The organism is Pseudacidovorax sp. DMC4 (assembly GCF_056314265.1).
In genome coordinates, this window is the sequence record NZ_JBQUYR010000016.1 from 45,372 (window position 1) to 68,259 (window position 22,888).

General features: G+C 67.0%; 11 protein-coding genes and 2 tRNA genes. 11 read left to right on the forward strand and 2 right to left on the reverse strand.

Features of this window, described 5'->3' with window-relative positions; genetic code table 11:
* Positions 1-98: 98 nt before the first annotated feature.
* Positions 99-2,081 carry a gamma-glutamyltransferase family protein gene (locus tag ACT54X_RS24685; protein WP_476349172.1) on the reverse strand — a complete coding sequence of 661 codons (1,983 nt, stop codon included), beginning with the start codon at positions 2,079-2,081 and terminating at the stop codon, positions 99-101.
* 154 nt (positions 2,082-2,235) lie between these two features.
* On the opposite strand from ACT54X_RS24685, the gene uvrC reads away from it, so the two are divergent.
* The 6 genes from uvrC (at position 2,236) to ACT54X_RS24715 (ending at position 7,880) form a co-directional block, all read left to right on the forward strand.
* Entirely contained in the window at positions 2,236-4,245 is a 2,010-nt protein-coding gene (gene uvrC, locus ACT54X_RS24690) for an excinuclease ABC subunit UvrC (RefSeq protein WP_476349174.1), read from the forward strand.
* A 74-nt stretch (positions 4,246-4,319) separates the two neighbouring features.
* The gene (pgsA, locus tag ACT54X_RS24695) at positions 4,320-4,895 is read left to right on the forward strand and encodes a CDP-diacylglycerol--glycerol-3-phosphate 3-phosphatidyltransferase (protein ID WP_476349176.1); all 576 of its coding nucleotides are present in this window, start codon (positions 4,320-4,322) and stop codon (positions 4,893-4,895) included.
* Between the two features lie 219 nt (positions 4,896-5,114).
* Complete coding sequence (locus ACT54X_RS24700; protein WP_017757574.1) at positions 5,115-5,387, forward strand: HU family DNA-binding protein; 273 nt, start codon at positions 5,115-5,117, stop codon at positions 5,385-5,387.
* Between the two features lie 14 nt (positions 5,388-5,401).
* Positions 5,402-5,477: transfer RNA gene (locus ACT54X_RS24705), tRNA-Val, on the forward strand.
* A gap of 351 nt (positions 5,478-5,828) precedes the next feature.
* Positions 5,829-7,757, forward strand: a complete 1,929-nt coding sequence (locus tag ACT54X_RS24710; protein WP_476349178.1) for a SurA N-terminal domain-containing protein — start codon at positions 5,829-5,831, stop codon at positions 7,755-7,757.
* 47 nt (positions 7,758-7,804) lie between these two features.
* Positions 7,805-7,880 (forward strand) — tRNA-His (locus ACT54X_RS24715).
* 704 nt (positions 7,881-8,584) lie between these two features.
* On the opposite strand, the gene ACT54X_RS24720 is transcribed toward ACT54X_RS24715, so the two are convergent.
* Positions 8,585-9,220 carry a recombinase family protein gene (locus ACT54X_RS24720; protein ID WP_294369073.1) on the reverse strand — a complete coding sequence of 212 codons (636 nt, stop codon included), beginning with the start codon at positions 9,218-9,220 and terminating at the stop codon, positions 8,585-8,587.
* Between the two features lie 270 nt (positions 9,221-9,490).
* Between ACT54X_RS24720 and ACT54X_RS24725 the strand changes: the two genes are divergently transcribed.
* The 5 genes from ACT54X_RS24725 (at position 9,491) to ACT54X_RS24745 (ending at position 21,850) form a co-directional block, all read left to right on the forward strand.
* Positions 9,491-10,180 carry a hypothetical protein gene (locus ACT54X_RS24725; protein WP_294369071.1) on the forward strand — a complete coding sequence of 230 codons (690 nt, stop codon included), beginning with the start codon at positions 9,491-9,493 and terminating at the stop codon, positions 10,178-10,180.
* 92 nt (positions 10,181-10,272) lie between these two features.
* The gene (locus ACT54X_RS24730; RefSeq protein ID WP_294369068.1) at positions 10,273-10,869 is read left to right on the forward strand and encodes a hypothetical protein; all 597 of its coding nucleotides are present in this window, start codon (positions 10,273-10,275) and stop codon (positions 10,867-10,869) included.
* Positions 10,870-11,068: 199 nt separating this feature from the next.
* Positions 11,069-14,068: a beta strand repeat-containing protein gene (locus ACT54X_RS24735; protein WP_476349181.1), complete on the forward strand. Its 3,000-nt coding sequence runs from the start codon at positions 11,069-11,071 to the stop codon at positions 14,066-14,068.
* Between the two features lie 188 nt (positions 14,069-14,256).
* Positions 14,257-21,690 (forward strand): hypothetical protein, encoded by a 7,434-nt coding sequence (locus tag ACT54X_RS24740; RefSeq protein WP_476349183.1) that lies wholly within the window; start codon positions 14,257-14,259, stop codon positions 21,688-21,690.
* Position 21,691: 1 nt separating this feature from the next.
* Entirely contained in the window at positions 21,692-21,850 is a 159-nt protein-coding gene (locus ACT54X_RS24745) for a hypothetical protein (RefSeq protein WP_476349185.1), read from the forward strand.
* Positions 21,851-22,888 lie beyond the last annotated feature (1,038 nt).

A 22,888-nucleotide genomic window follows, 5' to 3' on the forward strand; every position in this document is an offset into this window, starting at 1 on the left:
CAATCGCCGCTGAAGGAAAAAGGGCGGTGCCATCGGCACCGCCCTTTGTTCTGAGGAGAGGCCCGGCTAGCGCCGGCGCCTCGTGCGCATCCCGCGCATCACGGCGTGAAGGTGTCGCCGAGCACGATGCCTTCGCGGCGGGGGTCTGCGCCGCCGCTGAGCACCGTCTTGCCGTTCACCTGCGTGCGGACCACCGTGCTGATGCCGCTGGACTGGGCGCTGACCGAGACCGTGTGACCCAGGGTGCGCAGGCCGGTCACCAGCGGATCGTTGGCACCGTTGCTGGTGGCGTCGATGTTGGGATGCTCGCCGCCCACGTTGGTGGTTACCGAATTGGAGGCGCCGAAATCGACCATCGACGTGGCCTGCTGCGCGTCGAGCTTCCAGTCCAGGGCGCCGACCAGCGTCTTGACCACGTACTGGATGATCGTGCCGCCGCCGGGCGAGCCGGTGGCCATCACGAAGTCGCCGGGCGCACTGCCGTTGAACACCATGGTCGGGGCCATCGTGCTGCGCGGGCGCTTGCCCGGTGCGACGCGGTTGGCCACGGGCAGGCCGTTGCTGTCGGTGGGCGAGGCCGAGAAGTCGGTCAACTGGTTGTTCAGCAGGATGCCGCGCGCCATGTGGTACGAGCCCATGGACGACTCCACCGTGGTCGTCATCGTGACCACGTTGCCTTCCTTGTCGACGATGGTCAGGTGCGTGGTGCCGTTCTCGGGCGTCTTGTCGATACCCAGTGGCACGGGGCCCAGGTCGCCGGCCTGCGCCGTGCCCATGCTCTTGGTGAAGTCGATCAGGTTGGCGCGGGTGCGCATGTAGGTCTTGTTGAGCAGCGTGTCCGGGCTGTTGCCGGGCAGGGGCACGAAGTCGGTGTCGGCCACGTACTTGTCGCGGTCGGCATAGGCCAGGCGTTCGGCTTCGGAGACCAGGTGCACGCCCATCACGGTCGGCTTGCCGCCTTCGATGTCGACGGCGGTGGGCGCATGCAGCGCCATGTTGAAGTTCTCGAGGATGCCCAGCGTGGACAGCACGCCGATGCCACCGGAGGAGGGCGGCGACATGCTGCAGATGTAGTAGGTGCGGTAGGTCACGCACACCGGGTCGCGGCGCTTGGGGCGGTAGTTCTTCAGGTCGTCCAGCGTGGTCAGACCCGGGGTGATCACGGAGCCATCGATGCCGGCGGTGATGCCGATCTTGGCGACGATGTCCTGGGCGATCGGGCCGGTGTACATGGCATCGGCACCCTGCGAGGCCATGGCCTTGAGCACGCCGGCATAGGCCGGATTGGTCAGCGTGGCGCCCAGGGGCTTCGGATTGCCAGAGGCGTCGAGAAAGTAGGCGGCTGCCTCGTCGTCGCGCTTGAGGTTGGAGGCCGAACCCGCGATGGCTGCGGCCATGCGTCCACCGATCTTGAAGCCGTTGGTGGCGAGGTTGGTGCCTTCGCCGAACAGGTCCTTCCACGCGAGCTTGCCGTGGTCGCCATGCGCGAGTTCGAGCATCCGCATCACGCCGGGGGTGCCGATGGAACGGCCGCTGGCGCGGGCACTGGGCTTGGGCGTGGTCTTGTCGGCGTCGCTGATGTAGCGCAGGTAGTCGGCCGTGGCTGCGGCCGGGGCCGTCTCGCGGCCGTCATAGGCTTCGACCTTCTTGGTCTTGGCGTCGAAGTGCAGCAGGAAGGCCCCGCCGGCGAGGCTGCTCGACTGCGGCTCCACCAGGCCGAGCACGGCCTGCACGGCCACGGCCGCGTCGACCGCGCTGCCGCCTGCCTTGAGGATGTCGCAGCCGGCCTTGGTGGCCAGCGGGTGGTTGGCGACCACCATGTAGGTCTTGGCATAGATGACCTTCTTGCCCGGCACATAGCCGGACGCCGGCTCCGGCGCGGCCGGGTCGCCCTGCAGGCCCGAGCCCACCACCACCGGCGATCCGGTGCTGGTGGTCTGGCAGCTGTAGTCGGGCGCGGCGGGAGCCGGCGCGGGCGCAGGTGCTGGGGTGTTGAGGTTGGCGGCGATCAGGGCCGCCGCCACGGCCTGCTGGTTGTTGTTGTCCGAGCCGCCGCCGCAAGCGGCGACCGAAACGGCCATGGCAAGGGGAGCGAGGACCCACAGGCCTCGCTTGTCTTCAGAAGTTCTCACGGGGATTCCGACTCTTGTAGTTGAACGGGAACGCAAATCATCCTTGATATTGCAAGTTTGTGTAGCAGGATTCGTTCCGGGGTCGCGGGCCACAATGGTGCCCATGTCCGAGGTGCATTCCGAACAACTATTGGCCGAGGTGGCCGCGCTTCCTTCACTGCCGGGGGTCTATCGCTACTTCGACGCCGCCGGCGCCGTGCTGTACGTGGGCAAGGCGCGCAATCTCAAGCGCCGCGTCTCCAGCTACTTCCAGAAGAACCATGGTGGCACGCGCATCGGCCACATGGTCGGAAAGATCTCTCGCATGGAGACCACGGTGGTGCGCTCCGAGGCCGAGGCGCTGCTGCTCGAGAACAACCTGATCAAGACGCTCAAGCCGCGCTACAACATCCTGTTCCGCGACGACAAGAGCTACCCCTACCTCAAGATCACCGGCGTGCGCGATCGCGATGGCAGCGACGGGCTGACACCGGCCAGCATCCCGCGCCTGGCCTATTACCGTGGCGCGACCGACCGGCGACACCGCTACTACGGCCCGTACCCCAGCGCCTGGGCGGTGAAGGAGTCGATCCAGCTGCTGCAGAAGGTGTTCAAGCTGCGCACCTGCGAGGACACGGTCTACGGCAACCGTACCCGGCCCTGTCTGCTCTATCAGATCAAGCGCTGCAGCGGTCCGTGCGTGGGGCATGTGGCGCCGGCCGACTACGCGCATGACGTGGCCAACGCTGAAGCCTTTCTGCGCGGCGAGACGCAGCAGGTGCTGGCTGAACTGGAGGGCCGCATGATGCAGCACGCCGAGCGGCTGGAGTTCGAACAGGCAGCAGAGCTTCGCAACCGCATGTCGGCCCTGTCGCGCGTGCTGCACCAGCAGTCGGTGGAGATCGTGGACGACAAGGACGTCGACATCCTGGCCGTGAAGGTGCAGGGCGGCAAGGCTTGCGTCAACCTGGCCATGGTGCGCGGCGGCCGGCATCTGGGCGACCGGGCCTATTTCCCCGCGCATGTGGAGGATGCCTCGCTGCTGCAACAGGACGTCGCCGCCGCCGACGACGGCGGACCGGCCGAAGGCGTGGACGAAGATGCGCAGGTGCCTTCGGTCGAGCGTCAGGTGCTCGAAGCCTTCATCGCCCAGCACTACATCGAGGCGCCGGCGCCCGCCACGCTGGTGCTGGGCGAGGTGGTCGGGCGCGAGCTGATCGAGGCCATCGCGCAGCAGTCCAGTCAGCGTGTCACGGCCGTCTTCCAGCCCCGGTCGCAGCGGCGCCTGTGGCTGGAGATGGCGCAGAAGAATGCCGACATCCAGCTCGCCCGCCTGCTCGCCGAAGAGGGCTCGCAGCAGGCCCGCACGCGCGCATTGGTCGATGCGCTGGAGCTGGCGCCGGACGACCTGACCCAGTTCCGCATCGAGTGCTTCGACATCTCGCACACGGCGGGCGAGGCGACGCAGGCCTCGTGTGTGGTCTTCGAAGCCCATGCGATGCAGAACCGCGAGTACCGCCGCTACAACATCGAGGGCATCACCCCCGGCGACGACTATGCCGCCATGCGCCAGGTGCTGATGCGGCGCTACGGCAAGATCGCCGAGGCCATGGCTGCCGAGGCCCAGGCGCCTGCGCCGGGCGATGGCGGCGGCGCGGATGCACCGCCCGGCACGGCGGGTGCGCGCATGCCCGACCTGGTCCTGGTCGATGGCGGCAAGGGCCAGGTGTCGATGGCCCGCGAGGTCTTCGTCGAGCTGGGCCTGCCGCTGTCTCTGATCGTCGGCGTGGAGAAGGGCGAAGGCCGCAAGGTGGGCCTCGAGGAACTGGTCTTTGCCGATGGGCGCGAGAAGGTGTACCTGGGACGGGATTCGGCGGCCCTGATGCTCATCGCCCAGATCCGCGACGAGGCGCACCGCTTCGCCATCACCGGCATGCGCGCCAAGCGCGCCAAGGTGCGTGTGGGTGGCAGCCAGTTGGAGGACATCCCGGGCGTGGGCCCGAAGCGGCGGGCCCGGTTGCTGCAGCGCTTCGGCGGCATCCGCGGCGTGGCGGCGGCCAGCGTGGAGGACCTTGCCTCCGTCGACGGCATTGCGCGTGACCTGGCTGAGGAGATATATCGCGCGCTTCACTGATCCCCGCGCGCACGCGGCCTTATGACTGCATCGGCAGCGTCAAGCGGGTGGTGACCTCATGCCACAATCTCCTGATGTTCTGGACCCTGCCCACCATCATGACCTGGACGCGCATCGTCGCGATTCCCCTGATCGTGGGCGTCTTCTACCTGCCGTTGCCCGAGGGCATGCGCAACCTCATCGCCACGGTGATGTTCATCGTCTTCGCAGCCACCGACTGGCTCGACGGCTTCCTCGCACGGCGCCTCAACCAGACCTCGGCCTTCGGCGCCTTTCTCGATCCGGTCGCCGACAAGTTCCTGGTGTGCGCTTCGCTGCTGGTGCTGGTGCACCTCAACCGGGCCGATGTGTTCGTGGCCCTGATCATCATCGGGCGCGAGATCGCCATCTCTGCATTGCGTGAATGGATGGCCCAACTGGGCGCTGGCAAGAGCGTGGCCGTGCACATGATCGGCAAGGTCAAGACCACCGTGCAGATGGTCGCCATTCCCTTCCTGCTCTACCAGGGCATGCTGTTCGGAACCATCGACACGGGCCGGTGGGGACGTTGGCTGATCTGGGCCGCCGCGGTGCTCACCGTGTGGTCGATGGTGTACTACCTGCGCAAGGCGATCCCCGAGATCCGCGCGCGCACCGAGGCCCGTGGCTGAACTACTTTGTGAAGTTGTTGTGCAATCTGTTTGCAGATGATGGCAGCGCGGCCACGGCTTATTGACACTCCTTGACCGCATGGTTGTAATCGGCCGCTCGGCCGCCAGGGCCGATGTCCTCGGAACCGCCTCCCTCCCTGTTTGACGACCACGGCGCATGCCCCCGGAGGGCCTGCTCGCGCTTCCGATTGCTGATCAACCTTCCGCCAAGAGGCCCTTGTGAACAAGACCGAACTGATCGAACACATCGCCAAGAACGCCGACATCTCCAAGGCTGCGGCCACGCGGGCGCTGGAGTCCACGCTGGGTGCGATCCGCACCACGCTGAAGAAGGGCGGCTCGGTGTCGCTGGTCGGCTTCGGCACGTTCGCGGTGGGCAAGCGGGCGGCGCGCACGGGGCGCAATCCGCGGACCGGAACTGCGATTAAGATCAAGGCCGCGAAGGTTCCCAAGTTCCGTCCCGGCAAGGCGCTCAAGGACGCACTGAACTGAATCCGAACCATCGGGGGTGCTTAGCTCAGTTGGTAGAGCGGCGCCCTTACAAGGCGTAGGTCGGGGGTTCGAGCCCCTCAGCACCCACCACCCCGATTGATGCGAAGGCCCGGAGCGATCCGGGCCTTTTGCATTGTTAACGCGAAACCGCACTCCCGCTTGGGTTTGCGTGGCACCTCGTCTTCGTGCGGCCTCGTCGCATTGGCGTTTGTCGGCGGCAATGCGCGCAGGCGCCGCAGCTAGAATCCGCCCGCCGGTTCGACCAGCCGGCGTCAGGGCAGGTGCTGCAAGCAGTCGTACAACAACATCTCTTGCCAGCCAAGGTCAGGGATCGTCCCCGAGCATTCACCCCCTCCGTGACCGGTGGCGGACGTCATGTTCGCCTTTGTTTCTCGTCGTCTCCGCGGGCGCTGTGGCGTCCGATCCTAGAGGTGTGCAGGCATGTTTGATTTCTTCCGCAAGTACAACAAGATCGTGATGATCGTCCTGTTCTTGCTGATCATTCCCTCGTTCGTGTTGTTCGGCGTGCAGAACTACACCAACAACGGCGACCGTGGCGACGTGGTCGCCTCCGTCGATGGGCAGTCGATCACTCGTACCGAATGGGAGCAGCAGCATCGCAACGAGACCGACCGGTTGCGCCAGCAGATGCCCAGCCTCGATGTGTCGGTCTTCGATTCCGACGCTGCGCGCTATGCCACGCTGGAACGCATGGTCCGCAATCGTGTGCTCACGGCGGCGGCCCTCAAGACCCACATGACCGTGTCCGACGGCCGCCTCACCCGTGTCTTCACCGAGGATCCTGGGCTTGCCAGCTTCCGCGACGACAAGGGCAACTTCGACCGCCAGCGTTTCATCATGGCCACGGGTCGCACGCCCGAACAATTCGAGGCTGCGGTGCGCGCGGATCTCTCCACGCAGCAACTGCTCGGCGGCGTGACCGGCTCGGCCGCGCCGAACCCTGCGCTGCTCGACGTGCTGAGCAATGCGCTGCGCGAGCGCCGCGAGGTGCAGGTGGCACGTTTCGGGCCCGCCGACTTCGCCGGCAAGGTGTCCGTGTCCGATGCCGACCTGGAGTCCTATTACAAGAGCCACACGAGTCGCTACCAACTGCCCGAGCAGGCGGATGTCGAGTACATCGTGCTGAACATGGATGCCGTCAAGAAGACCATCGCTGTGCCCGAGGCCGACCTCAAGGCCTACTACGACCAGAACAAGGATCGCTTCGGCACCAAGGAAGAACGCAAGGCCTCGCACATCCTGATCGCCGCGGGCAAGGATGCGCCGGCCGCCGAACGCGCCAAGGCCAAGGCCCGCGCGGAGGAACTGCTGGCCGAGGTCCGCAAGACGCCGGCCAGCTTCGGTGACCTGGCCAAGAAGAACTCGCAGGATCCGGTGTCTGCCGCGCAAGGCGGTGCACTCGACTTCGTGACCCGCGGTGCGATGGTCAAGCCTTTCGAGGATGCGATGTTCGCGCTCAAGAAGGGCGAGATCAGCAATGTGGTCGAAACCGAATACGGCTACCACATCATTCGCCTGGACGACATCAAGCCGGCCGTGGTGCCGCCCTTCGAGCAGGTGCGTGCCCGTATCGAGGACGAGATTCGCGGCCAGCAGGCCTCGCAGGCCTTTGCCAAGCAGGCCGAGGTCCTGTCCGACTTGGTCTACCAGCAGGCCGACAGCCTGCAGCCCGCGGCGGATGCGCTCAAGCTGCAGATCCAGAAGGCACAGGGTGTGGGTCGCACGCCCGTGCCTGGCGCGCAGGGTCCCCTGGGCAACCGCAACTTCATCAATGCACTGTTCGCGGCGGACACCCTGGAGCGCAAGCACAACACCGAGGCCATCGACCTGGGCGGCAACCAGCTCGCAGTCGGTCGCGTGACGCGCCACGTTCCGGCGCGCACGCAGACCTTCGACGAAGTGAAGGCGCGTGTACGCCAGGAACTGGTCGCCGAGCGCGCGGCAGCGGCCGCCAAGACCGAGGGTGAGGCCAAGCTCAAGGCCTGGGAGGGAGCTGCGGCCGGTGCCGTGCCTGCCGGTCTGGGCCAGCCCATCGCCGTGTCACGCAACGACAACGCCAGCTCGCAGCCGTCGGCTGTGGTCGAGGCGGCCCTGCGTGCCGATCCCGCCAAGCTGCCCGCGTGGGTCGGCGTGGATCTCGGTGCCGAAGGGTATGCCGTGGTGCGCGTCAACAAGACGCTGCCGCCGGCCGAGGTGCCCGCGGACCAGCGTCAGCAAGAGCGGACGCAGCTTTCGCAAGCCATGGCGGGCGCGGAGGCCGAGGCCTACTATGCGATGCTCAAGGACCGCTTCAAGGCCACGATCAAGGTGCCGCATCCCTCCGGCGCTCCTTCAGTGGTCGTGAACTGATTTTCGTGAGAGTCGGGATTTTTCCGCTATACTCCGAAGTTCTCTCGGTGGCTGTAGCTCAGTTGGTAGAGTCCCAGATTGTGATTCTGGTCGTCGTGGGTTCGAGTCCCATCAGCCACCCCATCGAATACGTATAGAACACGGGCACTTAGGTGCCCGTTTCTGTTTTCGGTCAGCATTCCCTGCGCACGGAGGCGTTGCGTTGGATTGCAAGCCGCTCCCCTCCTCATCTCGCGCACCACACGCCGTTTATGCCGTGGCATGGGGCGGTTCCAGCTTCCAGATCAGTGAGCTATGCCGGCGGGTTCGCCTTGCGCGCAATGCGCATCCTTGACGAGCTATTTGAAGCGCTGTCATCCCTCGGGCCAAAGACGTCTTGTCACCAAGCAGTCCAGCGCAATCATTAACTTATTTGATTTAGATCAAGTACAGAACGCGGGCCGTCGGCTACCGGCCCCGTATTACGCTCGACTGAAATTGCCGGTGCTCAAAGAATGCGCCGTCTAATGGGTCGGCGCATTTGCAACGGCAGAGCGTCGGCAGTTACCGATGACTTTCGAGCGCACTGACGTGGCGTGCGCTGTGGCCGTACGCGCAGACTCGGCGAGGTCCAACGTCCGTCATTTGCGGCGTTTTGCCCGGTTCGCACGCGAATCACGCCTGTATCGTCCACGGACCTTCCGGGGCGCGTGGACGGCCATCTTCGAGATGCTCCAATGCCGCAGACCATTGTTCTGCCGTCAAGGCGTACCCCTTCGCCGCATATGACCGGCGCCGGTGGGTAAGTGGTGGATGCTTGGCCTTTACCCCGGTCCCCGGGGACCGCTTCAGCAGTCCGGATAGTCGGGGGGAGGGGGCGCCGGAGTGAGCAGCGGCAGTTCCCCCTTCTTGGCGGCCCCAAGGTCGTCGAAGGATTCCAGGGAGCGCATGTAGCGCCGCAGCGTGCGGATGTGAACGCCGAACCTTTCTGCGAGGGCACCCAAGGGTTCCCGTCCCAGGTAGAGCGTCAGCTCGTCAAGCTGCTCGGCTGTGAGGGCGCGGGGACGCCCGACGTGCCGTCCCAGCCCGCGCGCGGCTTCCATTCCGGCCTTGGTGCGCTCGCTGATGAGCGAGCGCTCGAACTCCGCCAGTGCGCCCATCAGATGAAAGATGAGCACGCCCCCCGCAGTGCCGGTGTCAATGCTCTCGGACAAAGAGGCGAATTGAATCTTTCGTCGCCCGAGGGAGGCGACCACCTGGACCAGCCCGTTGACCGAGCGTCCCAGTCGATCCAGCTTCCAGACGACCAGGGTGTCGCCGGGTTTCAAGCGCCGTAGCGCTCTCGCAAGCCCAGGGCGGTCGAACACCGCGCCGGACACGCCTTGGTCCGTGTAGAGAACATCACAGCCCGCGCGCTCCAGCGCCCGAAGCTGAAGCTCAACACTTTGTTCATCGGTTGAAACGCGTGCGTAGCCAACTTTCATGATCCGGGTGAGGGGTGCGCACCCACCTTTGGGGCATGGGCGCGTCACTTGCCTGAGAAGTAGTTAACGAGTTGGGAGTCTAGGGATTGACAAAAGGGTACCCTTTTGTTTGCTTCATTTACAGCCCCTAAAAGAAAAGAGACAAAGAGTAAGAGACGTCACTGAGGGATGATTCTTAAGTATTAGGGCGTAACGGTACCCTTTTGTCCATCACGACGAATACGTACGCCGATACGGGGCGTCCGCCGCGCCCGGCGCATGGGGGCTGGCATGACGCCCGAGGTCGACCTGCCCCAACGGCTGAAGCCCGGCCGGTTCGACCGTTTCGGCCTTGATCGGCTGGAGCGGGAACTGCGCGAGATGCTCAACACCATCTGCGCTTACCGTGACGCGATCGGCGACTACGGCCTGGTTGGCGGCCGCGCCGACGCCTCGGCGAATGACGCAGCACATCCCCCCCAACGCAACGACGACATCCTCGTCCCCTCGCGCGACCTGCCGCCGCCGTCGGCGTTGCCCGAGCACGCGACCGAGGGCCCTCTGGGCGATACCGGTTGGGTGCTGCTCGGCGATGGGTGGCTGCTTCGCGCCCCGGACGGCTACCGCCTTCGCCTGAACATCTGCGAGCGCGCACTGCTGCTCGCTCTGGCGAACGCCAACGATCACGCGATCTCCTTCGACGCGTTTTTCCAGCTCATGGGCACGACCCGCGCGGTGTATGGGCAGAAGCCGCTTGCCGTCACCAGCAAGCGAATGATCCTCATGCGGCTCATGAAGAAGCTCGCGTGCTCCACCTCACCGGGCCCGCTGATGTCCGTGTACGGCTGGGGCTACCGCCTGCGTGCAAAGGACGAGTTGCTGCCTCAGCCCGAGCCGAGCAACCCGATCCTGGGCCGAGCGCCCTTGCGACAGCCCCATCGCGAGCGCCTTATGGCGGGCGACGGCTCCGCCGCCCGTTGAACGACGTTTGTCGTGTTCCTTCGCTGCGAACGCTCGCGTCTCCCATTTCCCCCCCCCCCGATCCCCCTTCCATTTCCGCGAGGAGAAACCTCATGAAGCACCGTCTGACTGCCGCCTTTGTGTTGACGCTTGCGCTTGCCGGGACCGGCTGGGCGCAGTTGGCGCCCTCGGCCCAAGGGGCTGCGCCGGCCCCAGCGGCGCAGGAACAAAAGGCTGTCACTGTCGCGCTGACGCAACAAAAGGTCGTCAAGGACGAGAAGGGTCGCGACAAGCTGGTCGAGGCCGAAACGGTCAAGCCCAACGACGTGCTGGAGTACCGCGCGGTCTACAAGAACGTGAGTACGCGGCCGGTCAAGCAACTGGCCGCCACCATCCCGCTGCCCGAGGGGCTGGAATACCTGCCCACCTCGGCCCAGCCACGCAAGGGCGTGCAGTTCGCACCCGCCTCGGGCGCCTACGCCGCCGAGCCGCTCATGCGCAAGCTGCCCAATGGCCGTAGCGAGCCGCTGGCCTACAGCGACTACCGCAGCGTGCGCTGGTCCATCGACGAGCTCGCGCCGGGCGCCGAAGTCACGGTCGTTGCCCGCGCCAAGGTCGAAGCGGTCGAGCCGCCTGCGGCCACCGCCTCGGCGACCGCAGCCCCCAAACCCGCCGCCACGTCCCCCGCGGCCACCCCCGCCAAACCTTGATGCGTCCGGGGCGACCGACCGGGCGGACCCGGCGTCGTCACCCCTGTCGCGCCCCCAGTGCTGATCGGCAGACGCCCGTGGCCGTCCTGGCTGCTGGCGCCTGCTGATCTCACGGCCATGCACGAGTTCGGGCCCCGGGCTCGGCAGGGCAGCCCTTCGTCATTCCGACTTGCAAGTCAGCTCAGAGAGGAGAAATCACGTGAAATACAACAATCCACGAACCCCGGGGGCCTTCGGGCGCCCGGCGGCGTGGGGCAGCGCGCTGGCGCTGGCAGCCGTCTTCCTGATGGGAAGTTCGTCCGCTCTCGCAGCCGCCCCCGCCGCCAACTCGTCCATATCGAACCAGGCCTCGGCCTCGTACCTGGACACCAACGGCAATGCCCAGGTGGCCGCCTCCAACGTCGTGGTGACGACGGTGCAGCAGGTGGGCTCCTTCACCCTGGACGCCAAGGCGACCACGGGCGGACCGCTGGACATCGTCAACACCAAGAGCGGCGCGGCCGGTGCGGTCATCTACGCCCCGCACGTGCTGATCAACACCGGCAATGGCGCGGACAGCTTCAACATCTCGGTGGCCGGCTCGACCAAGTTCAACAAGGTCGAGATCTACAGCGACACCAACTCCGACGGCCTGCCCGACAGCGCGACGCCGCTGTGCTCGGGCACGACGGGCTGTACCGTTTCGACGGCACAGACGGTCGCAGGCAGCAACGGCAAGCTCAGCTTCGTCGTGGCCTACTCCATTCCGGCGACCGCCACCGGCAGCGGTGCCTATGACGTCGGCGACGTCACGGTCACGCCGATCACGGCCAGCACCTCCATGTACGCGACCTCGAACCAGAGCGTCAGCGTGCAGGACACCGTCTCGTTGACCACGACGGCGGCATTCAACGTGTCCAATGCCATCGGTCAGCCCGGCAGCGGGATCAACCCGCCCTCCGGCGCCTGGCCCACAGCCATCAACAACGGCAAGCGCTCCTCGTCCACATCGTGCGCGACGACCTGGAGCAGCACGCTCGCGTCGTCGGCCACCTGCACGTACACGACCTACACCATCACCTATAGCAACACGGGTGGTGCGGCAGGTCGCTTCAACATGCAGGACGTGATCGGCACCGGTGCCACGGCAGGCTTCACGTACGTGACGGGCTCGGCAGTCTGGAGCAACAACTCCGGCGCGGCGCTGGCCGAGACGGCGGGCTCCAACGGGGCCAACATCGACTTCGCCTACGACAGTGCCACCAAGAAGCTCACCTTCGTGGACAACGCGCTGCCGGTCAACACGACCCGTACGCTGAGCTTCGTGGTCTTGGTCAACAGCACGGCTGCGGTGAAGGACAGCACCACGACCAGCACGGTGACCTATAACCCGGCCGATGCTGGCGTCACCGCCACCGCTAGCGCGCCGATCGGCGTGGCGATCTCCTCGTCCAACCAGGCAGCCTTCACGGTCGCCGGCACCTACAGCATCGTGGTCGGTACGGCCGCTTCGGTCTCCGCCTCCGACGCGCTGGATAGCCCGGCCGGCACGCCCCGGTCTGATCCGACCGACACCCAGACCCTGGCCAAGGTGGCCGCCGGCAAGCCCGCGGTGTTCACGCACACGGTCTACAACCTGGGTAACGACACGGACACGGTCGAACTGACGTTGGCGACGGGCAACACCTTCGAGAGCGGCACGATCTTCCGTTACTACAAGGCGGATGGCACGACACAGCTGTCGGACACCAATGCCGATGGAACGATCGACACCGGTCCGATTCCTGCGGGTTCGTCGGTCAAGATCATCGTGACGGCCACCGTGCCCACCACGACGGCGGCCAACGCCTCGGCCAACTACAACGTTGTGATCGTGGGTACCTCCAAGGGTGATAGCACGGTCAAGGATGCTTCGTCCGACAAGCTGACGGCTGTCACGGGCCCGTTCGTCGACCTGACCAACAACAGCGCCGCGGGCGTCAGCTCCTCTGGCAGCAATGCCGACGTGGGCACGGGCCCGAGCGCTTTGCCGACCGTCTCCAACGCGAGCGTTCCGGCCGGCTCCTGGACCAAGTTCGACCTGTGGCTGACCAACAACGACAGCGCGGCCAACAGCTATGCGCTGTCGGCCAGCAGCACCACCGGCTTCCCCGGAACCCTGCCCTCGGGCTGGACGGTGAAGTTCGCCGCGGGTGCTGTTCCTGCCGACCAATGTAAGGATGCAACTGCCATCACCAGCACCGCTTCGGTCGCCGTTGGCGGCAACACCGAGGTCACAGCCTGCGTCTACGTGCCCGTCACGCAAGTGAAGGTCACCCAGGCCGTGTACTTCCAGGCCAAGGCGAACTCGGCTGCCTCCGATGGTTCCACGCCCGTGGACATCATCTACGACCAGGTGATCGTGACGTCCGCTGCCGACACCTTCGGCGCCTCGCTCACGCCCAACGGCGAGGGCCAAGTCGCTCCGGGCGGCTCGGTGGTCTATGCCCACCTGGTGCAGGCCACTGGTACGGCGACCTGCAAAGCTGGCGGCAAGGTCAGCGTCACTCTGGACCCGGCGGACGTGACTGCCGGCTGGACCTATGCGGTCTACATCGATACGAACGGCAACGGCCAACTGGACGCCGCCGACACGCTGGTCACCAGCGCCACGACGCTGCCGGACGTGGTACCTGGCACGCCGCAGTACCTGCTGGTCAAGGTGTTTGCACCCGGTGGTGCCGTTGCCGGCGCGACCGACATCGCCACCGTGAAGGTCGACTTCAGCGCAACCACCACCCCTGGCTGCGGCGCACCGACGGCAACTGACACGTCCAAGGTAGTGACTGGCCAGGTTCGTCTGTACGCCAGCCAGGCCAAGAACCCGAACGCCACCTGCGACAAGGCCGGCATCAACACCGCCCTGAACAGCCTGACCGCCAACGCGATCTCGGCCAAGCCCGGCGAGTGCATCGTCTATCAGCTCAAGGCGGTCAATGAAGGCACCTCGGTGCTGACCAACCTGAACCTGACGGACGTCGTGCCCGCGTACACGACGCTCACGACGGTGCAGCCGGACACGACCTGTGCGTCCACCAGCATCGCACCGCAGTTCACCAGCCCCACGGGCTGGACCTCGGCGACCACCTCGGTCACCTGCGGCAACGGCACCACGGCCACCACCGTGAACCCCGGCGGCACGGCGACGCTGACCTTCCAGGTTCAGATCAACAACCAGTAAGCAAGCCTGAGCGCGAACAGCTGCTGCCCGCCTGCCCTGCCGTGAAGCAGGGCAGGGCAGGGCGGCAGCCCGCCTCCAACGAAGGCTAAGCCGCCGGCCCGTCCGGCCGGCTTAGCCCTTCTCTGCGTGCTTTGGCAGCTCTGCCAGAGCCCGCAGAAAAGAAGCAAAACGCCCACCAGAACAAGACCGTGACCACCTCTCGCATGCCCAACGCCAGGATCCAGGACTGCCAGGCCCGTCCCGACAGCCATGCCCGACCCGACCGGCCCCGCCCTGGCTCGCCACGCCTTGCCGCGCTGGCGCTGATGTGGCTGCTGGCCCTCGGGGCCGGCCTGCTGTCGCTGGCACCCGGGTCCGCGCACGCCGCACAGCCCGCCGGCGGCACCGTGCTGCGGGTGATCGCCACGGCCACCTACATCCCCACAGGCCTCACGCAGACCGAGACCGTCTCCTCCAACCTGCTCACCGTGAGCGTCGCCTCGGTCGAATCGCTCACGCTCACGCAGGACCAGGCGCTCACCATGCCGCCCGGCGCGCAGCTCACCCTGAGTCACCAGCTCACCAACACCGGCAACGTCAGCTCCAGCTACAAGCTCGCCTGGGGCAACGGCGGCGGCACCTGCCCGAGCTCGGCCGCGCTGGCCCTGTCGGGCCTGAAGCTGGTGCGCGACACCAACGCCAACGGCGTGGCCGACGGCAGCGAGCCCGTGCTCGCCCTCAACACGGCCAACGCGCTGACCCTCGCCCCTGGTGAATCCGTCACCCTGCTGGCCGTGGGCACCGTGCCCATGACCGCCACGGGCAGCCTGTGCGCCACCCTCACCGCCACCACCGCCACGCAGGGCGTGAGCGCGAGCAACCGCGACAGCATCGACATCGGCAACGTGGCCGTGCTGGCCATCAACAAGTCGGCCGTCTACACCTCGCCGCTGCAGGCCGGGCTCTCGCGCATCGACTACACCGTGCGCGGCAGCAACATCGGTTCGCAGACCGCGCAGCCCACGGCCAGCACCGCCGCCACCGGCGGCACCGCCATCACGATCGACGGCGCCGCCACCAGCGTGCTGCTGCTGCGCGACGTCATCCCCACCGGCACCCGGTACGTCGCCGGCAGCCTGCAGTCGAGCCTGCCGGGCGCCTTGAGGCTGTTCCGCCTGCCGGGCGACGCCCCTTTCGCCTACCGCAGCAACGCCGACGACGCCGCGGCCATCGAGGTCGCCGTGGCACTGCCCGCCGGGCAGAGCATCGGCGTCAACGTCTCCTTCCAGATGCAGTTCGGCGTCACCGTCACCAGCAGCGCGACGGCCGCCAACATCGCCAACACCGCGCAGGCCTACTTCAACAACGGCACGCAGATCGCCAGCAGCGACTCCAACACGGTGGCCATCCCGCTGCCGTCCACGCGCATCGGCGTGGCCGAAGCCGCCAGCATCCCCCTGGCCAACGGCGACGGCACCAGCGACGTCACGCTCACCGTGCGCGTCAAGAACTACGGCAACGCGCCGTTGTACGACGTGCAGCTGAGCAACGTGCTCGAAGGCGCCGCGGCCAGCACCCTGGGCACCTACACCAGCGCCGCCTCGCCCGCCACCGGCCAGTACACCGTGCGTGCCGGCACCCTCAAGATCTACCAGCCCAACGGCAGCGTGGGCGGGCAGGTGGCCAGCGTCAACAGCGCCTTCACCGGCACCGCCGCGCAGTCCGGCCTGCTCGCCGCGGGCGCCGTGCTGCCTGTGGGCGGCGACCTCACGCTGCAGTTCACCGTGCGCTTCAACACCAGCGGGCGCACCGGCACCCTCTACACCAGCACCACCGCCACGGCGGCCACCGTGCCGGGTGCCACCGCCACCGTCAGCGACGCTTCCGTCGACGGCAGCGACCCCGACCCCGACCGCGACGGCGACCCCGGCAACAACAGCGCGCCCACGCCCATCGGCAGCACGCAGCCGCTGCTGTCCCTGGTCAAGACCGTCTCGCTGCCGCGCGTGGTCTCCACGGGTGTCTACGACGTCGACTTCAACTTCAAGATCACCAACAACGGCACGGCCGCGGCGCCCAATGTGCGCATCGTGGACAACCTCAACTGCGCCTTCTCCATGGACAAGGCCGACACGCCCGTGGCCAGCTGGGCGCTGCAGGGCGGCGTGCACACCGGCAGCGGCATCCTGGCGCCTTCCAGGAGCTTCACCGGCAACGCCATCTGCGACCGCACCAAGTGGGACGGCACCGACCCCACGCAGTTTCCGACCGAGTTCGCGCTCAGCGTGGTCGACGGCTCGCGCGCCCTGGGCGCCGGCCAGAGCGAGCAGGCCGGCTTCACCGTGCGCGTGACCCTCAAGAGCGCCGCCGTGGGCAACCGCGTGAGCTTCACCAACAAGGCCTGGGCCGTCGCGCTGTCGGACAACACCATCAACGTCACCGGCGCCATGGTGGCCGGCGCCTCCACCACCACCGCCCAGGGCGTGCTGATCGACCCGCAGGGCACCGTGTACGACGCCGTCAACCGCAACCCCATTGCCGGCGCGGTGGTCACCGTGCGGCGCCAGTCGTGCGACGGCGGCACCTCCGGCGCCATCACGGCCGACCAGGTGCTCGGCGGCAACTCCGGTGTCTACACCTACAACGCCGACGGCACCCTGTCCATGACCACCGGCGCGGACGGCACCTGGCAGTTCTACTGGGTCTCGCCGCCCATCTCGGGCAAGTGCACCTACACCGTCTCCGTCACCCCGCCGGCCACCGGTGGCTACCTCTATCCCTCGCAGCGCATTCCGGCACAGAGCGGCAGCTTCACCAGCTGCGGCGCCATCGGCCCCGCCAGCACGCCTCCCCAGGAAGGGCAGAGCACCACCTGGTACACCAGCTTCGCCAGCGGCTTCAACAGCGACGGCAGCGCCTGCGACGTCGTGCACGACCACATCCCGCTGGACCCGGGCCTGGCCAACGGCCTGCTGCTGCGCAAGAGTGCGAGCAAGCAGCAGGTGGAGTTCGGCGATTTCCTCGACTACGCGCTCACCGTCACCAACAAGACCGGTGCCAGCGTCACGGGCCTGAACTTCAGCGACGTGCTGCCCGCCGGCTTTGCCTACGTGGCCGGCAGCAGCAAGTTCAACGGTGCAGCCGTGGCCAACCCCACCGGCGGCGCCGGCCCCACGCTGGTATGGCAGTTCCCCAGCTTCGTGCTGGCGCCCGACCAGGTCGCCCTGGTGCGCTACCGCGTACGCGTCGGTGTCGGCGCGCGCATCGCCGGCGACGCCACCAACCGCGCCCAGGCCACCAGCAAGGGCTACACCTCCAACGAGGCCAGCCAGACCGTGCGCGTCAACGGGGGCGTGTTCTCCGACGAGGCCTTCGCCTTCGGCAAGGTCTACATGGACTGCAAGCGCGACAGCCAGCAGCAGGGCGAGGACGAGCCCGGCGTGCCCGGCGTGCGCCTGTGGCTGGAAGACGGCACCAACGTCGTCACCGACGGCGAGGGCCGCTGGAGCCTGTACGGCCTCAAACCCGTCACCCACGTGCTGCGCCTGGACGAGACCACGCTGCCTGCGGGCGCCAAGGTGCTCATCCAGGACAACCGCAACGCCGGCACCCCCAGCAGCCGCTTCCTCGACCTCAAGAAGGGCGAGTTCCAGAAGGGCAACTTCCCGCTCGAAGGCTGCGACAACGCCGACACCCAGAAGGACGTCGAAGCGCGCCGCAAGGCCGCCGCCAAGAACCTCGACGCCGAGATGGCTGCCGCACTGCGCACCCGGCTGGACCCCAAGGGCACCGTCACCACCAGCTCGGACACGCGCGGCATGCCCGCCTCGGGCCAGATCAACGGCGGCGGTGGCAATGGCGCCGGCAGCCTCTCGGCCAACAGCGGCCCGCTGATCGCCATGCCCTCGGGCCCCGGTGCGGCCGGCGGCTCCGCCAGCCTGGGCGGCGGCAGCTTCCTCGATGGCTCCGGCTCCGTGGGCGGCACCGGCACCCTCAGCGCCGCCCAGCAGGCGGCCAAGGGCTCGGGCCAGGTGCCCATGGCCGGCACCGCCACCCAGCCGGCCAGCGCCGCCACCGGCGGCCCCACCGCCGGCCTGGTGCCCCAGCCCGTCGCCCCCAGCGGCATCGACCTCGAAAAACTCCTGCCCACCCTGGAGCGTGGCGCCGGCTTCGTGGAGCTGCGCGACAAGGACACCGTGCCCGGCCAGGTCGTGAACGTGCGCGTCAAGGGCCCCGCCGGTGCCCAACTGCAGCTGGCCGTCAACGGCGAGGTGCTCGATGGCCGCCGCGTCGGCAAGAAGGCCACGCTGCCCTCGACCAACATGACCGCCTGGGAATACATCGGCGTGCAGCTCCAGCCAGGGGCCAACGCGCTGCGCCTGCAGGTGCTCGACGACGCCGGCATCCCGCGCGAGGCGCCGGTGCAGATCACCGTCACCGCGCCCGACAAGCTGGGCATCGTTCGCATCGTGCTGCCCAAGGACGCCCGCGCCGACCTGCGCACGCCCGTGCCGGTCGAAGTGCTGCTGACCGACGCCGCCGGCGTGCCCGTCACCGCCCGCAGCCAGATCACCCTGGAGAGCGACGCCGGCCGCTGGCAGGAGGAAGACCTCAACCCGCAGGAGCCCGGCCTGCAGGCCTTCATCGAAGGCGGCAAGGCCACCTTCCACCTCATTCCCCCGGGCACCCCGGGCGAGCTGCGCATCCGTGCCACCGTCAACGCCCTGGTGCAGGAGGCGCGCCTGACCTTGCTGCCCGACCTGCGCCCCATGATCGCCCTGGGCATCGTGGAAGGCACGCTCGACCTGACCAAGCGCGGCAAGCTGGGCGTGGACCAACTGCCCGCCGGCGCCGCCTTCGAGCAGGAACTGTCCTCGCTCGGCAGCAACGGCGACAGCGGCAACGCCCGCGCGGGTGGCCGCGCCGCGTTCTTCCTCAAGGGCGCCATCAAGGGCGACTACCTGCTCACCGCCGCGCTCGACACCGGCAAGTCCAGCAAGGACCGCCTCTTCCGCGACATCCGCCCCGACGAGTTCTACCCCGTCTACGGCGACAGCTCCGAGCGCGGCTACGACGCGCAGAGCTCGCAGAAGCTGTACGTGCGCATCGACAAGAACCGCTCCTACCTGCTCTACGGCGACTTCACCACCGCCAGCAGCACCGAGGTGCGCAAGCTCAGCCAGACCAGCCGCACCCTCACCGGCATGAAGGGCGTGTACGACGACAACGGCATGCGCGTCACCGCCTATGCCTCGCGCACCTCGCAGACGCAGCAGATCGAGGAATTCGCCGGCCGCGGCATCTCCGGCCCCTACTACCTGGCCGGCAACCTGGGCGAGATGGTGGAGAACAGCGAAACGGTGGAAATCGTCTCGCGCGACCGCAACCAGGCCAACGTGATCGTGAAGGCCACCACGCTGCAGCGCTACGTGGACTACACCCTGGAGCCCACCACGCGCCGGCTGATGTTCGTGAGCCCGGTCTCGGCCGTGGACGGCAGCCTCAACCCGCAGTCCATCCGCGTCACCTACGAAGTGGACGCAGGTGGCCCCAAGTACACCGTGGCCGGTGTGGACGCGCAGGTCAAGCTGGGCGAGCGCGTGCAGGCCGGCGTGGTCGCCCATGTGGACGACAACCCCGAGAACCGCCGGCGCATGACCGCGCTCACCGGCCTGGCCCGCCTGGACGAGAACACCAGCATGGCCACCGAGGCCGTGCGCACCCACAGCGACGACAAGGGCGCGGGCTCGGCCGGGCGCATCGAGCTGCGCCACCAGACCGAGAACCTGGGCGTGTCGGTGCAGGCCGCGCGCGCCTCCACCGGCTTCGACAACCCGGCCGCCGGCTTCGGCGCCGGCAACACCGAGGCCAGCGCCCGCGCCGAGTACCGCATCGACTCCACGATGGCCGCGCGCGCCGAGGCCATCTACAGCAAGAGCGCCACCAGCGACACCGACGCCGCCCGCGGCCAGGCCGTGTCGCTGCTCAAGCGCTTCAACAACTACTTCGCCGGTGAAGTGGGCCTGCGCCACGGCGCCACGGCCAGCAGCAGCTCGTCGATGTTCAGCTATGACCAGGTCTCCAGCTTCGGCAGCAGCAACGGCGCCAGCTCGGTCACCAGCCTGGGCAGCCTGGCCAGCACCGCCAGCAGCAGCGCTCTGGCGGCCAGCCAGAACGACCTGACCACCGTGCGCGGCCGCCTCACCGCCACCGTGCCCGGCCTGCCCCAGGCCCAGGTCTTTGTCGAAGCCGAGCAGGCCACCAACGACAGCGGCAAGCGCATGGCCGCCGTCGGCGGCAACTACGCCATCACCGACAAGACCCGCGTCTACGGCCGCTACGAACTGACCTCCACCCTCTACGAGGACAGCAGCACCACCAGCACCAGCCGCAACGTTGGCATCCTGGGCGTCGAGAGCGCCTACATGGAAGGCGGGCGCGTCTACAACGAGTACCGCCTGGCCGATGCGGACAGCACCCGCACCGCGCAGATCGCCAACGGCATCCGCAACACCATCAAGCTGGGCGAGCACTGGTCCGTCACCGGCGGCATCGAGCGCGCGCGCGCCCTGGGCACCGTCTCCAGCGACAGCCTGGCCTCGGGCCTGGGCAGCTCCACCGCCGTGACCAGCGGTGTGGAATACACCAACGGCCGCTTCCGTGCCAGCGGCATCCTCGAAGGGCGCCGCGCCTCCGACGCCAACACCGCACTCAGCAGCATCGGCTTCGGCTACCGCCTGAGCGACGAATGGAGCCTGCTCGCACGCAGCGTCTACAACAGCAGCAAGGGCGTGGGCAGCAACGAAGGCAACGAGCGCACCCTGTCGCGCCAGCAGGTGGGTGTGGCCTACCGCCCCACCAACGACGACACCTGGAACGCCCTGGCCCGCTACGAGCACAAGAGCGAGCGCATCCGGGGCAGCGACACCACCACCGCCACCATGAGCGGCAACGCCTTCGGCTCGGACAACAGCCTGCCGGGCGACTACGACGCGCACATCGTGTCGATGCACGTCAACTACAACCCCTCGGCCGGCAACACCGTCACCGGCCGCCTGGCGGCCAAGTACTCCACCTACGACGACCTCAGCCTCAAGAGCAGCTACACGGCCCAGTTGCTGTACGCGCGCTACACCCGCGACCTCAACGCCAAGTGGGACCTGAGCGTGCAGGGTGGCCTGCTGCACGGCTCGGGCGGCGCGCTGCAGAAGTCGCTGGGCCTGGAGCTGGGCTACCAGGTCATGAAGGACCTGTGGTTCTCGGTGGGCTACAACGCCATCGGCCTCTCGGACCGCGACCTCACGGCGGGCGAGTACACGAGCAAGGGCGCGTACTTCCGGCTGCGCTTCAAGTTCGACGAGACCGGCCTGGGCTTCGAGCGCACGGGCAGCAAGGGCGGTTCCGCGCCCGCTGGCAGCGTGGGCATGGCGTCCTCGGGCCCGGGCAGCGCGCCCAGCAACCCCATCGAAGCGCCGCCGCGCATCGCCGCCGATGCCGCTGCACCGGCAGACGCGCCATCGACATCGGCATCGGTGCCGGCTGCAGCTCCGGGCTTGGCACCGGCTGCCGGCGCAACGTCTTCTTCTTCAACGAGCAACAACGGCCAGCGCGCCAGCGCGAGCCCAGCCAGCGGAGGGCAGTGACATGACAGCTTCGGTGCTGATGGCCTGGGTGGGTGGGCTGCTGGTGGGCGGGGCCTTCGGGGCTCTGGTGATGGCGCTGTGCGTGGTCGCGGGACGGGCAGACCGCGAGGAGCCGCGCGCGGTGGATTGGCCCGAGGCCGAGGGATCGTTGCGGTCTTAGATCAGCAGTTCGATACGTCCCCTCGGCGAGAGACGGCCGCGATGGGTTTCGAGTCGTTGCCCATTCCCGCAGGGCTACGTGCATGGCATCGCTCCGAAGGTGGCGGTCAATCTAACGAAGCGAATAGCACGAGATGCAGTACCGCATTAGCTACGAGAACGCGACGCCCACGAGCACAAGCTTCGGGAGCGCAGGGGTGAAGGTCACGCCGAAACGGCTAGGCGCGTGCACGAAAAAAGCACCGGCGAATGCGTTGCCAGCAGCAGGTGCGGACTGCGCGACGGTGCAGGCGGCTGGGGGAACCGGAGCGATGAGTTGGGGGGTAGCTGCCTGCTGCCGGGCGGCACCTCGGGGGGCGGTGAATTATCGGGTGAAGGTGGATTGATGCCGGCGGAGAAAAGCAAAAAACGCAGTCAATCCGTTTAATCTTAAAAATTAAATCCCAATGCTTTATATTTTATTCGAATTAGCTCAAAAAATTCAAAGGATTTATTCCGTCTGTGGCAGGTTGTGCATCAGGAATTTTTTAGCCGTGAAGCTAAATCTATTCCGTGTGGTATTCGCATCAGCTACCTGCCTTGCGTTCAGCGCGGGTGCTCAAACTGCCTATTGGAACGGACCAAACACCAGTCCGGTAGGCTCTCCGGCAGGCGGAACAGGAAACTGGAATTCGACCCGTCTTAACTGGACCAATTCTTCCGGGTCCAGCAGCTTCGCATGGCCGACGGGATCCACCGCCATTTTCTCTGGTTCATTGGGTACAGCCACGCTGCAAGAGGTTTTATCGGTTGGGGGCTTCGAATTTCAGACTTCTGGTTATCTGCTTTCTAGCGACGATTATGTGAATCATTATTTGAATCTATCCAAGGATGCAAATCTCATCACGCCATTGGGAGGAACGGCGACAATCGAGTTGAGAATTTTTGGCAGCTACGGACTGACGTTCTCAGGTGGCACCGCAATTTTGACCAGGGGCAACGGATACACAGGTCCAACCTATATATCGTCTGGAAAATTGCAATTGGGTAACGGGGGCGG